General features: G+C 61.9%; 19 protein-coding genes. 12 read left to right on the top strand and 7 right to left on the bottom strand.

Annotated features, from left to right (window positions below):
• Positions 1-53 precede the first annotated feature (53 nt).
• From LHFGNBLO_RS20550 to LHFGNBLO_RS20525, 6 genes are all read right to left on the bottom strand, one after another.
• A complete protein-coding gene (locus LHFGNBLO_RS20550) occupies positions 54-2159 on the bottom strand; it encodes a vWA domain-containing protein (RefSeq protein WP_258601156.1) in 2106 nt (701 codons plus the stop codon).
• A gap of 2 nt (positions 2160-2161) precedes the next feature.
• Entirely contained in the window at positions 2162-2722 is a 561-nt protein-coding gene (locus LHFGNBLO_RS20545; RefSeq protein ID WP_258601155.1) for an RNA polymerase sigma factor, read from the bottom strand.
• Between the two features lie 132 nt (positions 2723-2854).
• Complete coding sequence (locus LHFGNBLO_RS20540) at positions 2855-4033, bottom strand: NAD(P)/FAD-dependent oxidoreductase (protein ID WP_258601154.1); 1179 nt, start codon at positions 4031-4033, stop codon at positions 2855-2857.
• Between the two features lie 91 nt (positions 4034-4124).
• On the bottom strand, positions 4125-4862 hold the full coding sequence (locus tag LHFGNBLO_RS20535) for a dienelactone hydrolase family protein (protein WP_258601152.1): 738 nt from the start codon (positions 4860-4862) through the stop codon (positions 4125-4127).
• A gap of 103 nt (positions 4863-4965) precedes the next feature.
• Complete coding sequence (locus LHFGNBLO_RS20530; protein ID WP_258601151.1) at positions 4966-5655, bottom strand: 4Fe-4S dicluster domain-containing protein; 690 nt, start codon at positions 5653-5655, stop codon at positions 4966-4968.
• An 89-nt stretch (positions 5656-5744) separates the two neighbouring features.
• Complete coding sequence (locus LHFGNBLO_RS20525; RefSeq protein WP_258601150.1) at positions 5745-7319, bottom strand: trimethylamine methyltransferase family protein; 1575 nt, start codon at positions 7317-7319, stop codon at positions 5745-5747.
• Between the two features lie 265 nt (positions 7320-7584).
• Between LHFGNBLO_RS20525 and LHFGNBLO_RS20520 the strand changes: the two genes are divergently transcribed.
• The 11 genes from LHFGNBLO_RS20520 (at position 7585) to LHFGNBLO_RS20470 (ending at position 17619) form a co-directional block, all read left to right on the top strand.
• Complete coding sequence (locus LHFGNBLO_RS20520) at positions 7585-8283, top strand: corrinoid protein (RefSeq protein WP_258601149.1); 699 nt, start codon at positions 7585-7587, stop codon at positions 8281-8283.
• Positions 8284-8573: 290 nt separating this feature from the next.
• Positions 8574-9203 carry a DUF1638 domain-containing protein gene (locus LHFGNBLO_RS20515; RefSeq protein ID WP_258601148.1) on the top strand — a complete coding sequence of 210 codons (630 nt, stop codon included), beginning with the start codon at positions 8574-8576 and terminating at the stop codon, positions 9201-9203.
• A 113-nt stretch (positions 9204-9316) separates the two neighbouring features.
• Positions 9317-9892 carry a DUF4893 domain-containing protein gene (locus LHFGNBLO_RS20510; protein ID WP_258601147.1) on the top strand — a complete coding sequence of 192 codons (576 nt, stop codon included), beginning with the start codon at positions 9317-9319 and terminating at the stop codon, positions 9890-9892.
• A gap of 88 nt (positions 9893-9980) precedes the next feature.
• Positions 9981-10763 carry a formyl transferase gene (locus LHFGNBLO_RS20505; protein WP_258601146.1) on the top strand — a complete coding sequence of 261 codons (783 nt, stop codon included), beginning with the start codon at positions 9981-9983 and terminating at the stop codon, positions 10761-10763.
• A gap of 139 nt (positions 10764-10902) precedes the next feature.
• On the top strand, positions 10903-11205 hold the full coding sequence (locus LHFGNBLO_RS20500) for a virulence factor (protein ID WP_258601145.1): 303 nt from the start codon (positions 10903-10905) through the stop codon (positions 11203-11205).
• The gene (locus LHFGNBLO_RS20495) at positions 11198-11797 is read left to right on the top strand and encodes a methylenetetrahydrofolate reductase C-terminal domain-containing protein (RefSeq protein ID WP_258601144.1); all 600 of its coding nucleotides are present in this window, start codon (positions 11198-11200) and stop codon (positions 11795-11797) included. Before LHFGNBLO_RS20500 ends, LHFGNBLO_RS20495 begins: the two co-directional genes overlap by 8 nt.
• Positions 11794-12885, top strand: coding sequence for a methylenetetrahydrofolate reductase (locus LHFGNBLO_RS20490; RefSeq protein WP_258601143.1), 1092 nt, complete (start codon positions 11794-11796; stop codon positions 12883-12885). Before LHFGNBLO_RS20495 ends, LHFGNBLO_RS20490 begins: the two co-directional genes overlap by 4 nt.
• Positions 12886-12965: 80 nt before the next feature.
• Positions 12966-13940 (top strand): methyltetrahydrofolate cobalamin methyltransferase, encoded by a 975-nt coding sequence (locus tag LHFGNBLO_RS20485; protein ID WP_258601142.1) that lies wholly within the window; start codon positions 12966-12968, stop codon positions 13938-13940.
• Positions 13891-16020, top strand: a complete 2130-nt coding sequence (locus LHFGNBLO_RS20480; RefSeq protein WP_258601141.1) for an ASKHA domain-containing protein — start codon at positions 13891-13893, stop codon at positions 16018-16020. Before LHFGNBLO_RS20485 ends, LHFGNBLO_RS20480 begins: the two co-directional genes overlap by 50 nt.
• Before the next feature lie 188 nt (positions 16021-16208).
• Positions 16209-16394, top strand: a complete 186-nt coding sequence (locus tag LHFGNBLO_RS20475; protein ID WP_258601140.1) for a hypothetical protein — start codon at positions 16209-16211, stop codon at positions 16392-16394.
• A 277-nt stretch (positions 16395-16671) separates the two neighbouring features.
• Complete coding sequence (locus LHFGNBLO_RS20470) at positions 16672-17619, top strand: alpha/beta hydrolase (protein WP_258601139.1); 948 nt, start codon at positions 16672-16674, stop codon at positions 17617-17619.
• A gap of 94 nt (positions 17620-17713) precedes the next feature.
• On the opposite strand, the gene LHFGNBLO_RS20465 is transcribed toward LHFGNBLO_RS20470, so the two are convergent.
• Positions 17714-18613 (bottom strand): LysR substrate-binding domain-containing protein, encoded by a 900-nt coding sequence (locus LHFGNBLO_RS20465; protein WP_097576400.1) that lies wholly within the window; start codon positions 18611-18613, stop codon positions 17714-17716.
• A 216-nt stretch (positions 18614-18829) separates the two neighbouring features.
• Between LHFGNBLO_RS20465 and LHFGNBLO_RS20460 the strand changes: the two genes are divergently transcribed.
• Positions 18830-19015 carry a hypothetical protein gene (locus tag LHFGNBLO_RS20460; protein ID WP_258609830.1) on the top strand — a complete coding sequence of 62 codons (186 nt, stop codon included), beginning with the start codon at positions 18830-18832 and terminating at the stop codon, positions 19013-19015.
• The last annotated feature ends 173 nt before the right edge of the window (positions 19016-19188 follow it).

Raw genomic sequence — 19188 nt, 5'->3', positions numbered from 1 at the left:
CGATTTCCCGTATCAGAACGATCCCATCTGAAGGAAACCGGCCGTCATCGCCACTACCGGTTACCGCCGAGCGCCGAGGCAAGGCGCACAAGCGAAAGGAACTCCGACCTGTATCCAAACGGGTCGGCTCCTCGGGCAGCAGTGGCAATCTCCATGATCTTTTCGTAGCCGAACTTCGCGGTCGCATCCTCGTCGCGCAGCTTCTGGCCGAAGGCGGCGACAGCGACCGAGAACCGCTGGTCGGTGCTGGCCTGGTCGAAGGAAGAGACCTCGTTGGCGGATGTCACCGGCGTGGTGATCAGCTTCGAAGCGTCTTCGTTCGGCAGCTTGTAGCGGATCTTGACGAAGGCATATTCGTCGGCATTGGCAACGCCGCCATTGTTCACCGACGCCTGGCCGTAGCGCAGCGGGTCGATCCGCTCGCCGCCGCTGCCCTTGGGCGTGATCTCGTAGATCGCGGTCACCGAATGGCCGGAGCCGATATCGCCGGCATCGACGCGGTCGTTGTTGAAATCCTCACGGTTGAGCGCCCGGGTCTCGTAGCCGATCAGGCGGTATTCCGAGACCTTGTTCGGGTTGAACTCGACCTGGATCTTCACGTCCTTGGCGATGGTGAACAGCGTCGACGACGCATCCTCGACCAGCACCTTCTCGGCCTCGGCGAGCGTGTCGATATAGGCGGCGGTGCCGTTGCCGTTCTGGGCGATGGTCTGCATCATCTGATCGTTCAAATTGCCGCGGCCGAAGCCGAACACCGACAGGAATACGCCGCTCTTGCGCTCCTGCTCGATCAATCGCTTCAGATCGTCGTCGTCAGTCTGGCCGACGTTGAAGTCGCCGTCTGTGGCAAGCATCACACGGTTGATCCCGTCCTTGACGAAGGATTTTTGCGCCAACCTGTAGGCTTCCTTGATGCCCGCTTCGCCGGCCGTGCTGCCGCCGGGCGTCAAGGTGTCGATGGCATTGAGGATCTTGTCCTTTTCGGAAACCTTGGTCGGCTCCAGGACGGTGCCGGCATCACCCGCATAGGTGACGATCGAGACGGTGTCGTCGGCCTTCAGCTTGCTGACCAGGAGCCGGAACGCCGACTGCAACAGCGGCAGCTTGTCCTGCTCGTTCATCGAGCCAGAGACATCGATCAGGAAAACCAGATTGGCCTTGGGCTGTTCGGTCGGCTTGACGTCAAAACCCTTGATGGCGACATGCATCAGCCTTGTATGCTCGTTCCACGGCGTCGGCATGACGCTGACGGTCGATTTGAACGGCGTCGAAGCGGCATCCGGCCCCTTCCAGTCATAGGGGAAGTAGTTGATCATCTCCTCGACGCGGACCGTGTCAGCCTGCGGCAGGTAACCTTCCTTCAGCGAGCGCCGAACGAAGGAATAGGAGGCGGTGTCGACATCGATCGAGAAGGTCGAGACCGGATCTTCGAGTGCTGCATGCACCGGATTGGTCTTGAAATCCTCGACGCGGTCGCGGTTTTCCTCTTGCGGCAGCATCTGGTCGGCGGGCAGCGTCGAGGGCTGCACCATCAGTTTGGACTCGGCTGATGTGCCCGGCATGCGGCCAACCCGCGCCGCGTTATCGGCCATTGACCTGCTCGCGCCGCCATCCAGCGCAAACTCGCCGCTCTGAGCCGGTGTTGGCGAGACATTGCGAGCCAAAGCATCCTGCTGCGCCAGGCCGCCAGAGACGGTCGATTCGGATTTCGGCGGCGCGGCCGGCGCCTCGAGCGCCACGGTGGCGTCACGGCTTTCGGTGTCGGCGTCGGCCTTCTTCTGTTTGTCGGCCTCGGCCACGGTAAGTGGCTTCACCTTCGCCGGCTTGTCGGCCAGCGTTTCGGTGATCTTCTCGTCCCCGCCGAATTTGGACGGCTGTTCCCCGAGCATATGGAAGGTGGCGTATCCGGCGATCGGCAGGGCGACGAGCCCGGCAATGGCCGGCGTGGCGAAGAGTTTCTTTTGCATGATCTCGCTCCAGAGCTTTTGTGCTCGCTCTGTGAGACGAAGCCCGGCAGCCGATCCTTGGGCGGCGGTGTAAGTTTTTTCGTCCAAATCGTAGGCGCGCATGGCGGCCGTAAAAGCCCGCGCCTTCGCGTCGCTGTCGGGTGCCGGTACTGCCGCGTCGCGCAGCCTGTTGAGTTCGTTGTCGTCGACCATGGTCACACTTCCCCGGCTGCGCGCATCAGCACTTTCAGCCGTTTCTTCGCTTCATGGATGTGCCAGGAAACCGTCGTCTCCGAGATCGCCATCGCCTCGGCGGCGGCGGCGTGGCTCAAACCTTCGCCATAGACAAGCAGCACGGCATCGCGCTGCTTGTCCGGCAGCTTTCGCACCGCCGCCCAAAGCGCCTCGGCCGGATCTTCGGGCTCGGCCAAGGCCTCACCCGATATCATGCTGTAAGCGCCAAAGGCTTCGGTCTTGACCGTCTCGCGGGTGGTCTTGCGCATCATGTCGCGCGCCGCGTTCAACGTCATGGTGTAGAGCCATGTCGTGAAGGCGCCGCTGCCATGATAGTCGCGGATCGCCCGGCCAAGCCGGACGCAGACCTCCTGGGCGATATCCTCGGCGTCGGCCTTTTTTCCGCACCAGCGATAGGCGGCGCGATAGACAAAATCATAGTGCCTTTCGAGCAATTTGCCGAAGGCACCCCTGTCTCCGCCCTTCGCCCGTCCGATCAGATCGGCGTCGGAGGCTTCGCTTTCATCCAGCATCATCGCCATCATTTGCCTGTTGGACGAAGGCTAATGGCGATTCCTTGGGGTGATGGAAAGAATTTTTTCGGATTGGCGCTTTTGAACCTAAGGTGTGTTGAGATTCAGGTCAGGCCGGCATCACCTGAATATCGACACGCCTTAGGCCGCCTGCCCCGCCACCCATCCCGACGACCACGCCCATTGAAAATTATAGCCGCCAAGCCAACCGGTAACATCGACGACTTCACCGATGAAAAACAGGCCCGGCACGGATTTCGCCTGCATCGTCTTCTGGTCGAGCCCGTTCGTATCGACTCCGCCAAGCGTCACTTCGGCGGTACGATAGCCCTCCGAGCCGGCAGGCCTGACCCGCCAGTCGTTGACGGCGGCATCGACGGTTTTCATCTGCAAGTCGGTCAAATCAGCGAGATTGCCGTCGATCCCGGTGCGCTCGACCACTGCTTGTGCAAGACGCTTGGGCAGATGGTTTGCCAGCACCGTCTGCACCGCCTGCCTGCCGTTGACGCGCCGGGCGGCGCGAAGCAGCTCAGCGACATCCGCCTGAGGCAGCATGGCGATGCGGATCTCGTCGCCTTCCCGCCAATAGGACGATATTTGCAGGATGGAAGGCCCACTCAGGCCGCGATGCGTAAACAGCATCGCCTCCGAAAACCGTGTCTTGCCGCAAGCGACTTCGGCGTCGACGGCGTTGCCGGCCAAGGGCGCTAACCGCTCGAGCGTCTTTGCGTCGAAGGTAAGCGGCACCAGCGCCGGCCGGGTTTCGGCCACGGCGACGCCGAACTGGGCCGCCAACTCGTAGCCGAAGCCCGACGCGCCCATCTTGGGGATCGACTTGCCGCCGCAAGCCACGACCAGCGACCGGCAGGCGATCGTGCCGGTAGAGAGCGTCAGAACAAACCCCTCCGCGGTTTTATCGACATCCCTGACCTGGTTCGACAGCACCAATTCCACGCCTTGGCCCTGCATTTCCGAGACCAGCATGTCGATGATCAGCCGCGCCGAACCGTCGCAGAACAGCTGTCCCAGCGTCTTCTCGTGATAGGCGATGCCGTGGCGTTCGACGAGCGCGATGAAGTCGCGCTGTGTGTAGCGGCTGAGCGCCGAGATGCAGAAGTGCGGATTCCCAGAGATAAAGTTCTTCGGGCTCGCATGGCTGTTGGTGAAATTGCACCGGCCACCGCCGGAGATGCGGATCTTCTCGCCGGGCTTTGCCGCGTGATCGAGCACCAGAACCGAACGGCCGCGCTTGCCTGCCTCTATGGCGCACATCATTCCGGCAGCGCCGGCGCCGATCACCACGACATCAAAAGATTGCATCAGGCGATTCGTTCCCGCTCGACCCACGCTATCCTAGCAGGCCGCGCCAATTCTTCTGCCCCATAGTGTCGGGCAACCACCGGACAAGATGTCAAGCCAGCGTTTCAGCGAACAAGGTCGCCAGCCGCTTCCAGTGACGTTCGGCGCCGGTGGCGTTGAAAACGCTGTGGTCCGGCACGCACCAGCCATGCGCCATGCCGGCATAGTTCTCGATGGCGTGGTCGACCTCCGCAACCCTGAGCGCCTCGGCCAGTCGCGCCGATTGCTCCGGCGGGAAACTTTTGTCGACGCCAGACATGCCGACATAGACGCGAGCTTTGATGGAGGCTGCCTTGCGATGCGGGCTGTCGGCAGCGTCGCTGGCCAGATTGCCGCCGTGAAAGCTGGCTGCAGCGACGATGCGATCAGGATAGGTCGCAGCAGCATTCAACGCCCGCGCTCCGCCCATGCAATAGCCGACTGTGCCGACCGGTCCTGTCACGCCCTCAGCGACGAGCGCATCGAGAAAAGCGCCGCTGTCGTTGATGGTCATGTCCTGCGTCGTGCCTTTGACCAACGCCGTCAGCGCCGCCTTCGTCTCCTCCACGACGAAAGCGGTCTTGGCATCGAACGGCCCATAAGGCGCGTTGCGGTAAAAGAGGTCCGGCACCAGCACCGCATAGCCCTCGCCTGCAAGCCGCTCCGCCATTGCGTTAAGCGCCGGCCGCGGACCGAAGGCATCCATATAGAGAACGACACCGGCCTTGGATGAGGGAGCGGTCGCAGAGCGGAACAACCCCGCTTTCGCTACGCCGTCTCTGGTCGTGATTTCGAGATCCTGCTTCGCCATGGCGCGCTCCGTTGAATGTCGTGCGGTATATCCGCAGGCGTCGACAGGGCAAGCCGTTCCCTGACAATTGCGTTCAACATTTTGTGCGGCATTCGACGCCCAGCTAAACGCCCGCAAACGCCGCCATGTGAAAGGCCTGAACCTCCTTGAGATAGCGATAGTCGGTGCCATAGGGACAGGCGTTGCGGTCGAGGCAGCCGCCGCTGCGGCAAGGCGTGCCGTTCTGCCCGCGCACATGCGAAAGGCACGACTCGTACTCGAAACCATCCGGGGAATAGGCATCGACCGGACAGGATTTCAGGCAAGGCTTTTCGAGACATGCGTCACAGAGGTGAATCGCTTCGCGAGGTTCTGGAGGTACGATCTCGTCCTCGAACAGCAGCGCGCCACGATAGGCGTGCCAGAGCCCGTATTGCGGATGCATGAGGATGCCGAGCGGCGATGGTTTCAACCCCTCTGCCCGCATCGCCCATTGCTGGAACGGCAGATACGGCCTGTCGGACGGCGAAACAGCGCGCGCGCCGAATTTCTCTGCCACCGTGCCGATCACTTCACGCGACCACGTATCGAGTGGATTAACGATGCTCTGTGGCTGAGATTCCCGCCAACGCAGGAAATGCGGCCAGGGTGCTGCACCCACCTGCCCGACCAGCAGCGCGGATTTGGCTGGAGCAGTTGAAGGGCCAGGTGGCGGCGTTTCGCTTGCTGCGAAATTAAAGCCGCCGCGCAGGATGAGACCATGGGCGGAAAGCGCAACCGCGATTTCCTCAACCCGGCTGCGCGCAACAGTCATCCCTTCTTGTCTGGGTCGGAGAAGGCACTCCGCCAGACTTCCTTGTGGATGATGTTGGCGACTTTAGCCCCGCCTGACTCGGGCTCCTTTCAAGTGAAGGCGTCAGCCATCGACGCCTTCTTCGTCGCGATGTAGTCCTTCAGCCCGTCGTCGATGCCCGGATCGAGATATGGCGCCTCGTAGGTCTCCAGCCAGCGGCGGGCGAGTTCGTTGGCGCGCTGCGGCGCGGTCTTTTCGCCTTCGGCCAACCACTGCTCATAGGAATTGTTGTCGGCAATGCTGGACCTGTAGAAGGCGGTCTGGAAATTGGCCTGGGTGTGGTCACAGCCGAGATAATGGCTGCCAGGACCGACCTGGCGGATGGCGTCCATCGCCTGGCCGTTCTCCGACAGGTCAACGCCTTCGGAGAACTTCTGCGTCATGCCGAGCTGGTCGATATCCATCATGAACTTTTCGTAGCAGGAGGCTAGCCCGCCCTCGAGCCAGCCGGCCGAATGCAGCACGAAATTCGTGCCGGCAAGGATCGTCGAGTTCAGCGTGTTGGCGCTTTCGTAGGCTGCCTGCGCGTCCGGAATTTTCGAGGCGCAGAGCGATCCGCCGGTACGGAACGGCAGTCCGAGACGGCGGGCGAGCTGCGCTGCGCCGTAGGAGACCAGCGACGGTTCCGGCGTGCCGAAGGTCGGCGCACCCGACTGCATCGAGATCGACGAGGCAAAAGTACCGAACAGCACCGGCGCGCCCGGCCGGATCAGCTGCGTGAACGACGCGCCGGCCAGCACCTCGGCCAGGACCTGCGTCAGCGTACCTGCCACCGTCACCGGGCTCATGGCGCCGGCGAGGATGAACGGCGTGACGATGCAGGCCTGGTTGTGGCGCGAATAGACTTTCAGCGCGCCGAGCATCGTCTCGTCGAACACCATGGGTGAGTTCGCGTTGATCAGGCTGGTCAGCACCGTGTTGTTTTCGACGAAGTCGTCGCCGAACACGATCTTGGCCATGGCGACGGTGTCTTCGGCGCGCTCCGGCGCAGTCACCGAACCCATGAACGGCTTGTCGGAATATTTGATGTGGCTGTAGACCATGTCGAGGTGGCGTTTGTTGACCGGCACGTCGACCGGCTCGCACACCGTGCCGCCCGAATGGTGGATCGACGGCGCCATATAGGCGAGCTTCACGAAATTGCGGAAATCCTCGATCGTCGCATAGCGCCTGACACCGTCGAGGTCGCGCACGAAGGGCGGACCGTAGACCGGTGCGAAGACGGTGGCGTTGCCGCCGATCTGCACCGAGCGTTCCGGATTGCGGGCGTGCTGGGTGTAGACGGGCGGCGCGGTCTTCAGCAGCGAGCGGCAGAGACCCTTGGGGAAATGCACGCGCTCGCCCTTGACGTCGGCGCCGGCCTCTTTCCACAGCTGCAGCGCCTCGGCGTCATCGCGAAAAATGATGCCGATCTCTTCGAGCACCGTGTCGGTGTTCTTCTCGATCAGCGCCAGGCCTTCCTCGTTCAGCACCTCATAGACGTTGATCTTGCGCTTGATATAGGTGAGCTGGGTGCCGGGGCCACCGCCCGAACGCGCTGCGCGCCTTGCAGCAGCGCCACCGCTGGCAGCGCGTCCGCGCCGCGCGTTTGACGCTTCCTGGTCGACTGGCGCGTTCTCACTCATGATCGTTCTTCCCTGAAACCTGAAAACTTGTTGCGGCCGCATCTCGCAGCTTCTGGCCGGATCGTAGCCATGCACCCTATTCGAAACGGCCCGCCAGCGCCAACGCCTGTCGCAAAATCGACAAGAAAACCAATAGATTTCCAGTCGCTTTCCTTTTGCGGGAAGTCGCAAATCAGCTATGGATCGATGCCTGTAGCGGGTTAGGTATTGAAATGATATTTGAGGCCTCGCAATCGCATTCGCGCGGCAGGGAGCTGGATTAAAAATGGCCGACGACGAGATCATCCTTTCCGAGCTTTCCGACGACGAGTTGGTGCAGCAGATGCACGACGACCTTTATGACGGGTTGAAGGAAGAGATCGAGGAAGGCACCAACATCCTGCTCGAGCGTGGCTGGGCACCCTACAAAGTGCTGACGGAGGCGCTGGTCGAAGGCATGCGCATCGTCGGCGAGGATTTTCGCGACGGTATCCTGTTCGTTCCCGAAGTGCTCCTGTCCGCCAATGCGATGAAGGCCGGCATGTTCATCCTGCGGCCGCTGCTCGCCGCCACCGGCGCGCCGAAGCAGGGCAAGATGGTGATCGGCACCGTCAAGGGCGACATCCACGACATCGGCAAGAACCTCGTCGGCATGATGATGGAGGGTGCTGGCTTCGACGTCATCGACCTCGGCATCAACAATGCGGTCGAAAAATACCTCGACGCCATCGAAAAGCACCAGCCCGACATCATCGGTATGTCGGCGCTGCTGACCACGACCATGCCCTACATGAAGGTCGTCATCGACACGATGAAGGAAAAGGGCATCCGCGACGACTACGTCGTGCTGGTCGGAGGCGCGCCGCTCAACGAGGAATTCGGCAAGGCAGTTGGCGCCGACGCCTATTGCCGCGACGCGGCCGTGGCAGTCGAGACGGCCAAGGATTACATGAAGCGCAAGCACAACGTGCGCGCTTCAGCCTGAATTCGGCATCCGGCACGGGCAACGAACAAAGCCGCGCCTTGCGGCGCAGCCTTTTTATTCCCAGATGTTGAAACGGCAGCCGTGAACCAGGCTAGTTGACGCTGTCTTCGACGGCGTTGGCTGTCGATTTAACGTCCTTGCCGACGCCGCGAACGGTATTAGCGCAGGCCGAAAGTGCCAAGGCGCAAGCGAGAACGAGTATTGGCGAGATGCGTAACAGTTGCATGAACGGTGTCTCCCTCAGAATATAGGTTTGCCTGACAGCAACGAAAATCGGGTAGACTGGTTCCATGGGCGTCGCGCTAAAACAGCAATCCGGTCAAGACGGCAAGCTTCTGGTCATTGCCTGCGGCATGATCGCGCGCGAAGTTCTGGCGGTGAAGGAGCAGCTAAAGCTCGACCATCTCGACCTAACCTGCCTGCCTGCGGAGTTCCATTTTTATCCGGACCGCATCGCACCAGCCATGGACAAGGCCATCGCGAAGGCCAAGGCTGACGGCTACGTCAACATCTTCGTCGGCTATGCCGATTGCGGCACCGGCGGCCTGCTCGACCGCGTCTGCGAAAAGCATGGCGTCGAGCGCATGGCTGGGCCCCACTGCTTTGCTTTCTATCAGGGCATGGATGCCTATGCGAAGATCGCCGACGACGACATGATGTCGTTCTACATGACCGACTTCCTGTGCCGGCAGTTCGACGCCTTCTTCATGAAGCCGCTCGGCCTCGACAAGCATCCGGAGCTGATCAAAGACTATTTCGGCAACTACGAGAAGCTGGTCTATATCGCTCAGACCGACGATCCAGAGCTCGACAAGGTCGCCGAGAAAGCGGCCAAGATGCTCGGCCTCGCCTACGAGCGCCGCTCGACCGGCTATGGCGATCTGACGGCAGGGTTGGCGCAAGCCGCGACACATGCCTGAAGCAATTCTTGACCCGTAACGCTGCTGAGCACGGATGACACGCGGCGGCGAATGGGTAAGTTATGCGCCACACGGGTAACGGCCTGCTCCAATCAACGACAAGGAAGCCTCTGATGGTCTCTCGCCCTCTGCTTGCCGTTCTTGGCCTCCTCAGCTGCATCCTGCCCGCATTCGCCGATGGCGAGGTGCAGAAGCTGATCACCCCCGCCGACAAGGTGCGGCTCGACAAATATGGCGAGACGCGCAAGGCAGCGCTTGATGAAGCCAAGGCTGGCGATCCCGCCGAGGTCAAGCAGCTCGACGCCTTGCTGGCAAAGCCTTTCGTTGCTTTTTCCGACAAGGACCTGACCGGCAACTGGAAGTGCCGCACCATCAAGGCAGGCGGGCTGAGCCCGCTCGTCATCTATGGCTGGTTCAAGTGCAAGGTGAACGACGACGGCTCGGGCTGGCGGCTGGAAAAAATCAGCGGCTCGCAGCGCACCAAGGGCCGCTTCTTCGACGACGGCGAAAAGCGCGCGATCTATCTCGGCTCGCTCTCAGTCAATGACGATCCCGCGAAACCCTATGGCAGCGGTCCGCAAAGCGACCAGGTCGGCTACGCCTTCCGCAACAGCGCCAGCGAATGGCGCATCGAATTTCCGGCGCCCTATTACGAATCGAAGCTCGACATCATGGAATTCAAACGCTGACCTTGCGAACCTCGATCACCAAGGATTAACCCGCCAAGCCTAGCATCCGCCCGCTGAGAGCAGATCCTTCCCGGGCACGTTGCAAACCATGGCAACCCAAAAATCACATACGCCGCCGATCGTCGTCGTCACCGAGGGTGGCCCGCACATCTGGGCCATCGTCAACGCCATCGCCGACAAGCTCGGCCCTGTCAGCGTCATCCTGGAAAGCCCTGAATCCAAACGGCAATTGCTGCGCGGGCGGGCGCGCCGCCAGGGCTGGATTTCCGCTACCGGACAGCTTGGCACGATGGTGCTGACGCGGCTCGGCAAGCGGTTTTTCGCCGGGCACGCGGCGCGGTTGATTGCCGAACAGAAACTGCAGACCGAACCGAAACCTGAACAAAAGATCATCCATGTGCCGTCGGCAAACGCGCCGGAGTGCCTGCAGGCGATCGAGGAAATCCGGCCAGGTGTCCTGCTGCTTGCCGGCTGCCGTTTGCTGTCGAGGCCGACGTTGGCGAAAATCGCTTGCCCGGTGCTCAACTACCATGCCGGCATTGCGCCGAAATATCGCGGCATGAACGGCGGCTACTGGGCGCTGGCCTCGGGCGACGCCGACAATTTCGGCACCACTGTGCATCTGGTTGACGCCGGCGTCGACACCGGCGGTGTGCTGCGGCAGGCACGCGGCAGGCCGGAGCCGGGCGACACCATTTCAAGCTATGCGCTGCGGCAGGCGGCCTTCTCGCGCGACATCTGCGTCGAGGCGGTCAGCGACGCGCTGGCCGGCAAGCTTGCTACATCGGATCCCGGCCTGCCTTCGAAACAGTGGTACCATCCGACGATCTGGTTCTACCTCTGGACTGGCATGACAAAGCGGGTCTGGTAGCCACGCTATTCCAAAGATTTTCGCCTTTCCTTTTTGCGTCATCCAATTGCGTCGCTTTTGAATGCGCGCGCGTCGTCCCATAACAAGCAGCCCAACCGCGCTTGCGGCAATGCTCGAAATCACGAGGAGTAGGAATTCAATGGCCGATCTGATCGTCGTCTACTGGCGCGACATCCCCGCCCAGGTCATCGTCAAGAAGGGCCGGCAGAACGCCAAGCGCGAACTGCCGCTGCGCTTCACCGAGGCGATCGATATGTGCGCCATGCGCACTGGCGCCGGCGGCACCGACGACTATCTGGCCGAATGGCGCAAGGCCGATCCCATTCCGGTCGGCGACGACCTCGAAGCCGAGGTCGAAAAGGCATTTCAGGAGCTCGACACGAAATACGACCGCGAGCGGCTGGTCGCTCTGGTGAAGGCGGGCGGGAAAGACAATGTCTGATACTCAACCGGCGGTTACCCAGGCCACTTTGGTCAAGAAGGCAGCGCCGAAATCCGACTACAAGCCGGCCGATGTGTCGCCGCAGCGCCGAGTTCAGCGCTCGTTCGCAGTCAGATTATGGTCTGTGCGGCACTCGCGAACACTCGAATGGTTCTATTCCAGGTTCGCCGATGTGTTCCTCCTTCTTCATCCCTTGTGGAAGGGCATCGGCTATGGCCGCGTTGAAGGGCCGATCAAATTCGTCGAAAAACGCGTCAAGGGCTTCATGTTCGACTGCCGCATGTGCGGCCAGTGCGTGCTTTCGTCTACCGGCATGTCCTGCCCGATGAACTGCCCCAAGCAGTTGCGCAACGGCCCTTGCGGCGGTGTCCGCGCCAACGGCAATTGCGAGGTCGAGCCTGATATGCCCTGCGTCTGGGTCAAGGCGTGGGAAGGCTCGCACAACATGGTGCATGGCGACAAAATCCTCGACGTGCAGAAGCCGGTCGACCAGTCGCTGCGCGAAACCTCCGCCTGGCTGCGGGTCACCGCGCAGGCGGCAGCCGCCCGCGAAGCCGCCGCAAACGCTTCGAAGCCCGGGGTATCGGCATGATCGGCCGCCAGCGCGATGAGAACCCGGCCGGCATCGATCTGCCGCTCGACCCCCTGCCCGGCCACACATCGCGTGGCCGGCTGGAGCGCGTGCTGAGGCGGGGCGAGTTCGCGGTGACCACCGAGCTCAACCCACCCGACAGCGCCGACCCGGAGGATGTCTACAACCGCGCAAGAATCTTCGACGGCTGGGTCGACGCCATCAATGCCGTCGATGCATCAGGCGCCAACTGCCACATGTCGTCGGTCGGCATCTGCGCGCTGCTGACCCGCATGGGCTATGCCCCGATCATGCAGATCGCCTGCCGCGACAAGAACCGCATCGCCATCCAGGGCGACGTGCTGGGTGGTGCTGCGATGGGCGTCGCCAACATGCTGTGCCTCACCGGCGACGGTGTGCAGGCCGGCGACCAGCCCGGCGCCAAGCCGGTGTTCGACCTCGACTGCATGTCGCTCCTCGAAACCTGCCGCATCATGCGCGACAACGGCAAATTCCTGTCCGGCCGCAAGCTGACGACGCCGCCGCAGCTTTTCCTGGGTGCGGCGATCAACCCCTTCGCACCGCCGATCGATTTTCGTCCGCACCGGCTCGGCAAGAAGATCGCTTCCGGCGCGCAGTTCGTGCAGAGCCAGTACTGCTTCGACGTGCCGATGTTCCGCACCTACATGCAGAAGGTGCGCGATCTCGGCTTCACTGAAAAATGCTTCATCCTGTGCGGCGTCGGGCCGCTGGCTTCGGCCAAGACGGCAAAATGGATCCGCTCCAACGTGCCGGGCATTCATATCCCCGATTCGGTCATCAAGCGGCTGGAAGGCGCGCAGGACCAGAAGAAGGAAGGCAAGCAACTCTGCATCGACATCATCAACGAGGTGAAGGAAATCCCCGGCGTTTCCGGTGTCCATGTGATGGCCTATCGCCAGGAAGAATATGTCGCCGAGATCGTCGATGAATCTGGCGTTCTGAAGGGCCGCCAGCCCTGGAAGCGCGAAATTCGCCGCGACGACCAGCTCGTTGCCGACCGGCTCGACCACATACTGCATGACGAGATTACCGAAACACAGGTGGACATGGTGAAGACCGCCCATTGACGGCGCGAACGGTCACCATTCGCTTGATCGAAATCAGATAACGATATAAAGAACTCTTTATATCACGACGGAGAGATTTCATGACCCGTACCATCGTCGCCTCGGCGACACGAGAAATCATCATCGGCTTCGACCAGCCGTTCTGCGTGATCGGCGAGCGCATCAATCCGACCGGCCGCAAGAAGCTGGCCGCCGAGATGATCGCGGGCAATTTCGACACCGTCATCCGGGACGCGCTGGAACAAGCCGCCTGCGGCGCGACCATGCTCGACGTCAATGCCGGCGTCACCTCGGTCAATCCAAACGAGACCGAACCCGGCCTTCTGGTGCAGACGCTGGAGATCGTCCAGGGCCTGGTCGACCTGCCGCTATCGATCGATAGCTCGGTGACCGCCGCGATTGAAGCAGCGCTGAAGGTCGCCAAGGGTCGACCGCTGGTCAACTCCGTCACCGGCGAGGAAGAAAAGCTCGAAGCCATTCTGCCACTGGTCAAGAAATACAACGTCCCTGTCGTCGCCATTTCCAATGACGAGACCGGCATTTCGATGGACCCTGACGTGCGCTTCGCCGTCGCCAAGAAGATCGTTGAGCGCTGCGCCGATTTCGGCATTCCCGCGCATGACGTGGTCGTCGACCCGCTGGTCATGCCGATCGGGGCGCTGGGCGATGCCGGCCGCCAGGTGTTCGCACTGCTGCGGCGGCTCCGCGAAGAGCTCAAGGTCAACACCACGTGCGGCCTCTCCAACATCTCGTTCGGCCTGCCGCACCGCCATGGCATCAATGCCGCCTTCATCCCGATGGTGATCGGCGCCGGGATGACGAGCGCCATCATGAACCCGGTGCGCCCGCAGGAAATGGAAGCCGTGCGCGGCGCCAATGTGCTCAACGGCACCGACGAGAACTGCACCAACTGGATCAGGACCTACAAGGACTACAAGCCGGCCGAAGGCGGCCAGGCCGTTGCCACCCCGACGCAAGTCAACGCGCCGGGCGACGGCGCCAGCAATGGCGGACGCCGGCGTGGCGGCCGTGAAGCCCGGATGGGCCGAGGATAAGCGCGCAATCGTGAACTCTCCTGCCAACATCACCGATCCGCTCGTGCTGTTCATGCCGTCCGGCAAGCGCGGGCGGTTTCCGGTTGGCACGCCGGTGCTGGATGCCGCGCGCCAGCTCGGTGTCTATGTCGAGAGCGTCTGCGGCGGGCGCGCCACCTGCGGCCGCTGCCAGATCGAGGTGCAGGAAGGCAATTTCGCCAAGCACAAGATCGTCTCCTCCAACGACCACATCACGCCCAAGGGCGCCAAGGAAGAGCGCTACGAACGCGTGCGCGGCCTGCCCGAACGGCGCCGCCTCTCCTGCTCGGCGCAGATCCTCGGCGACCTCGTCATCGATGTGCCGCAGGACACGGTCATCAACGCGCAGACCATCCGCAAGGACGCCGACACCAGGGTCATCGCCCGCGATTCGGCAATCCGCATGTGCTATGTGGAGATCGAAGAGCCCGACATGCACAAGCCGCTGGGCGATCTCGACCGCCTGAAGATCGCGCTGATGCACGACTGGAGCCTGAAAAGCCTCGATTTCGATTTTCATCTGTTGCCGCAGGTGCAAGGCATTTTGCGCAAGGGCAACTGGACCGCGACCGCCGCCATCTACAAGGATGCCGACACCGAGACCGCACGTGTCGTGGCACTATGGCCCGGCCTGAAGAACGAAGCCTATGGCCTGGCTTGCGATATCGGCTCGACCACCATCGCCATGCATCTGGTGTCGCTGCTGTCCGGCCGCGTCGCCGCTTCGTCGGGAACGTCCAACCCGCAGATCCGCTTCGGCGAAGATCTGATGAGCCGTGTCTCCTATGTGATGATGAACCCGGACGGCCGCGAAGGCATGACGGTTGCCGTGCGCGAGGCAATCTCGGGCCTCGTCGACAAGGTTTGCGCGGAAGGCAACGTCCAGCGCAACGACATCCTGGATTCCGTCTTCGTCGGCAATCCAATCATGCACCATCTGTTCCTCGGCATCGATCCGACCGAACTCGGCGGCGCCCCCTTTGCGCTGGCTGTCTCGGGCGCGGTGCACATCAAGGCCTCGGATATCGGCCTCAAGCTCAACCAGGGCGCCCGGCTCTATATGCTGCCTTGCATCGCCGGCCATGTCGGCGCCGACGCGGCGGCCGTCACGCTGTCGGAAGGCCCGCACCGCCAGGACGAGATGATGCTGATCGTCGACGTCGGCACCAATGCCGAGATCGTGCTCGGCAACCGCCAGCGGGTGGTGGCGGCCTCCTCGCCCACCGGCCCGGCCTTCGAGGGCGCAGAAATCTCCGGTGGCCAGCGCGCCGCTCCCGGCGCCATCGAGCGTGTGCGCATCGATCCCGACACGCTGGAGCCGAAATACCGCGTCATCGGCTCGGAACTGTGGTCCGACGAGCCGGGCTTCCTCGACAGCGTGCAATCAACCGGCGTCACCGGCATTTGCGGCTCCGGCATCATCGAGGTCGTGGCCGAGATGTATCTCGCCGGCATCATCTCGGAAGACGGTGTCATCGACGGCCGCCTGTCCGCGCGTTCGCCGCGCGTCACCGCCAATGGCCGCACCTTCTCCTATGTGCTGAAGGAAGGCGAGCCGAAGATCACCATCACCCAGACCGATGTTCGCGCCATCCAGCTCGCCAAGGCGGCGCTCTATGCCGGCACCAAGCTGTTGATGGAAAAGCAGCACACCGAGCATGTCGACCGCATTCATTTCGCCGGAGCTTTCGGCTCCTTCATCGACCCGAAATACGCCATGGTGCTGGGGCTGATCCCCGACTGCGACCTCGACAAGGTTTCGGCCGTCGGCAATGCGGCCGGCGCCGGCGCGCGCATGGCGCTCTTGAACCGCGGCTATCGCCGCGAGATCGAGGAAACCGTCAGCCGCATCGAGAAAATCGAGACGGCACTGGAGCCGAAATTCCAGGAACATTTCGTCTACGCCATGGCGCTGCCGAACAAGGTCGACCCGTTCCCGAAACTGTCGGCGGCGGTGAAACTGCCACCGAGAAAGACCGTCAGCGAGGACGGCGTTGCCGGCGACGCTGCCCCGCGTCGGCGTTCGCGCGAAGGCCATGCTGCACGGCGCGGCCGGGAATAAAAGCCTGCAATAGGGCGCCAAACCTTTCCAATTTCATTTGTATGCAAATGTTTCCAGATCGACCGATCTGGAAACGAAGCCGCTGTTTTCGTGAAATCCGCCAGATACACGCACGGCGCATTTAACCGGCATCGAACGGCAGGCAGGAAATATCTTTCGGCCGCCGCAACCCTCCAGAGGAGACCACGATGTCGATGTTCGAAAGCCTCGGCCGTTATGGTGCGGCCATCAAGCATGCGCACAACAGAAGCAGGTCTGTCCGGGCGCTGAACAGCCTGCCTTCCGAAATCCAGAAGGACATTGGCTGGCCGGTGTCGCCGCGCATCGACCCGCAAGCCGCCCTGTCGGCTCTGCTTCTGGGCTCCGCCCGCTGATGACATTCGCCGACAAATGCAAGCTGCTGGCCAGACGCCGGAGCCGCGATACGGCTCCGGCGACAACCGATACAAAGCTGCGCGCAGCACTTCTGCCGCGGCGCTGAACGCTGTTGCGATCTCCTAAAGGACCGGAAAACCTGCCTTCGGGGTTGCGAGCCCTGGATCACACAACCGTGTTGACCACCCGCAAAACTTGACATTTCTGGCCGAGGCACGATCTTCGAAGACAGGGAGATTTCTCTTAGTCGGCTCCAGCCGAAGTTCGTGTATCCGTATGCCCAGTTTAAAAAGCCACGTCGTTTCCTTTGTCCTCCGGCATAGCCGCAAGCAGGCCTTTGCCAGCCCCGAAAACTTGCAGCGCTGGATCGCTTATGCGCGCAAGACCGAGGACCATCGTCCGCCCGCATCGCTGCATCAGCGTTTCGACTTGACGACGCGCAGCGTCGACGGCTTTCCCGTCTATGAAATCGCCCCCAAGGCCGGCGAGCGGAAGCGGATTCTCTACCTGCACGGCGGGGCCTATGTCTTTGAAATCACGCCCTATCATTGGGGGCTGATCGCCGAAATGGCCGACCGTCTTGGCTTCGGCATCACGGTGCCAATCTACCCCATCGCTCCCGAGCATGATTTCCACGCCATGTTCGGCATGGTCGGCAAGGTCTATCGCCAGATGCTCGACGAAACCGAAGCGGAAGACATTGTCTTCATGGGTGACTCCGCCGGAGGCAACATGGCCGTGGTGCTGACCATGATGGCCGCGGAAGAAGCCCTGCCCTTGCCGTCGCGCCATGTGCTGATTTCACCGGGGCTCGACATGTCTCTCGCCAACCCTGAAGTGTTCGAGGCCGAACGCAATGATCCGTGGCTGGGCATTTCGGGCGGGATGGAGGCCGTCCGGCTCTATAGCGCCGGTTTCGATCGCAGCGATTGGCACATCAGCCCGCTCTACGGTGACCTGTCGGTGCTGCCGAAAACGCTGCTTTTGACCGGCTCGCACGACCTGCTCAGCCCCGACAATCTGATCTTCGCTAGAAAGGCGCGCGACGCCGGTGTCGAAATAGAGGTCGTCTACGAGGAAGGCATGTTCCACGTCTGGCCACTGATCGACATGCCAGAAGCCCGACGCGCGAGAGACAGTATCGTGAAGTTTTTGACCGGCGAAACCAGGACACACCGCGCGAAAGCCGGTCAATGGTCACTGCAGGGCCAGATCGCAACCTGACCGCTCCGGCCCCGCCGGCGTCGTTCGCCCACCTCCGACAAAAAGCCCGCCCCGATCATTCAAGGCGGGGCGGGCTTGTTTGTTCGTGCAAAGTTCAGAACTTGCCGGTTTCTCTGAACACTTCGAAGGTCGCGCGGATGTGGTCGGCAACAGCCTTCACCGGCGCGCTGGCGTCCGGCGCCACGACCATGGCCAGGTTGTAGGTGCCAATGTCGGGCATGCCATCCTTCGGGCAAAGCTCAACCATATCGTTGCCGAGGAATGACTTCGGCAGTGGCGCCACCGCCAGATCGGACATGATGGCGGCGCGCTGGCCGGCCGTGTGCGCGCTCATATAGGCGATGCGGTAGTTGCGGCCTTCGCGGCCGAGCGCCTCGAGCGCCCCTGCCCGCCAGGCGCAGCCTTCTTCCCACAGCGATACCGGCAACGGCTCGCGCAGATGGGCGCAGCCGCCCTTGGCGCCGGCCCAGACGATCGGTTCCGTGAGCAGGACCTCCGCGCCGAGCGCGCTGGTCTTGTAGGAGTTGGTGAGCAGCGTGATGTCGAGCGCGCGGTCGTCCATGCGCCGGCGCAGATTGCTGCTCTGGTCGATGGTGACGTCGACGGCGATCGATGGATGCGACTGCGCAAAACGCTTCAGCACATGCGGCAGCACGCGCTCGCCATAGTCGTCCGGCGAGCCGAGCCGCACCACGCCGACAATGTCGGGAATGATGAACTTCGACACCACCTCGCGGTTGATCGACAACAGCCGGCGGGCGTAGCCGAGCAGCATCTCGCCATCGGTGGTCAGTGTCACCGAGCGGGCGTCGCGCGCAAACACCGAGCGGCCGAGAATGTCCTCGAGTTTCTTGATCTGCATGGAGACGGCCGACGGCGTACGGAAGACGGCATTGGCCGCGGTGGTGAAACTGCCGGTTTCGGCAATCGCCACGAAGGTACGCAAAACATCGAGATCGAGCAGCGGCAGTGGATGATTGAGTGGGGCGTTCATCGGGATCGACCTTCAATTTTTCTGATGCAAACGATCATTCCATTTCGTTTGATTGAACATCAGATTGGGAGGATAGTCAACTCCATCGAAGGCAAGACGTATCAATGGCCTCTGAAACGAGCCGGATACACAATGCAAATCGGTACGAAACAGTCCGGCGACAAGGCGCGTTTATGTGAAACCGCCGCAGTCCGGAAACCAACGAAGGAGAATGAAATGTCTATCCTGTCATCCCTTGGTCGGCTCGCGACCGAATTCAGCGCCGCCCGCGCCCGCTACCAGACCGAACGCGCCATTCACTCGCTGCCGATCGAATTGCAGAAGGACATCGGCTGGCCTGAAGCTGCCGACACCAAGACCGGCACACGCCATGGCGTCGGATCCTGGGCTGGAGCAAAGTAAACCGTGTGTATCATAGACTGAAGGCCTGCCGCGCAGATCAGCCCGGCAGGCCTTTTTGTTTGTAGTCAAATGATTTTCCGGAGCCATGCCGCCGCTGCATGGCGCATATGAACAAGCCGCATAGCGGTTCAATTTTCCAATTAACGCCTTGTAAATAATTGTAAATCTTGGGC

This window comes from Mesorhizobium sp. AR10, from assembly GCF_024746795.1.
Classification (GTDB): domain Bacteria; phylum Pseudomonadota; class Alphaproteobacteria; order Rhizobiales; family Rhizobiaceae; genus Mesorhizobium.
This window is presented reverse-complemented; position numbering and strand designations above follow the sequence as displayed.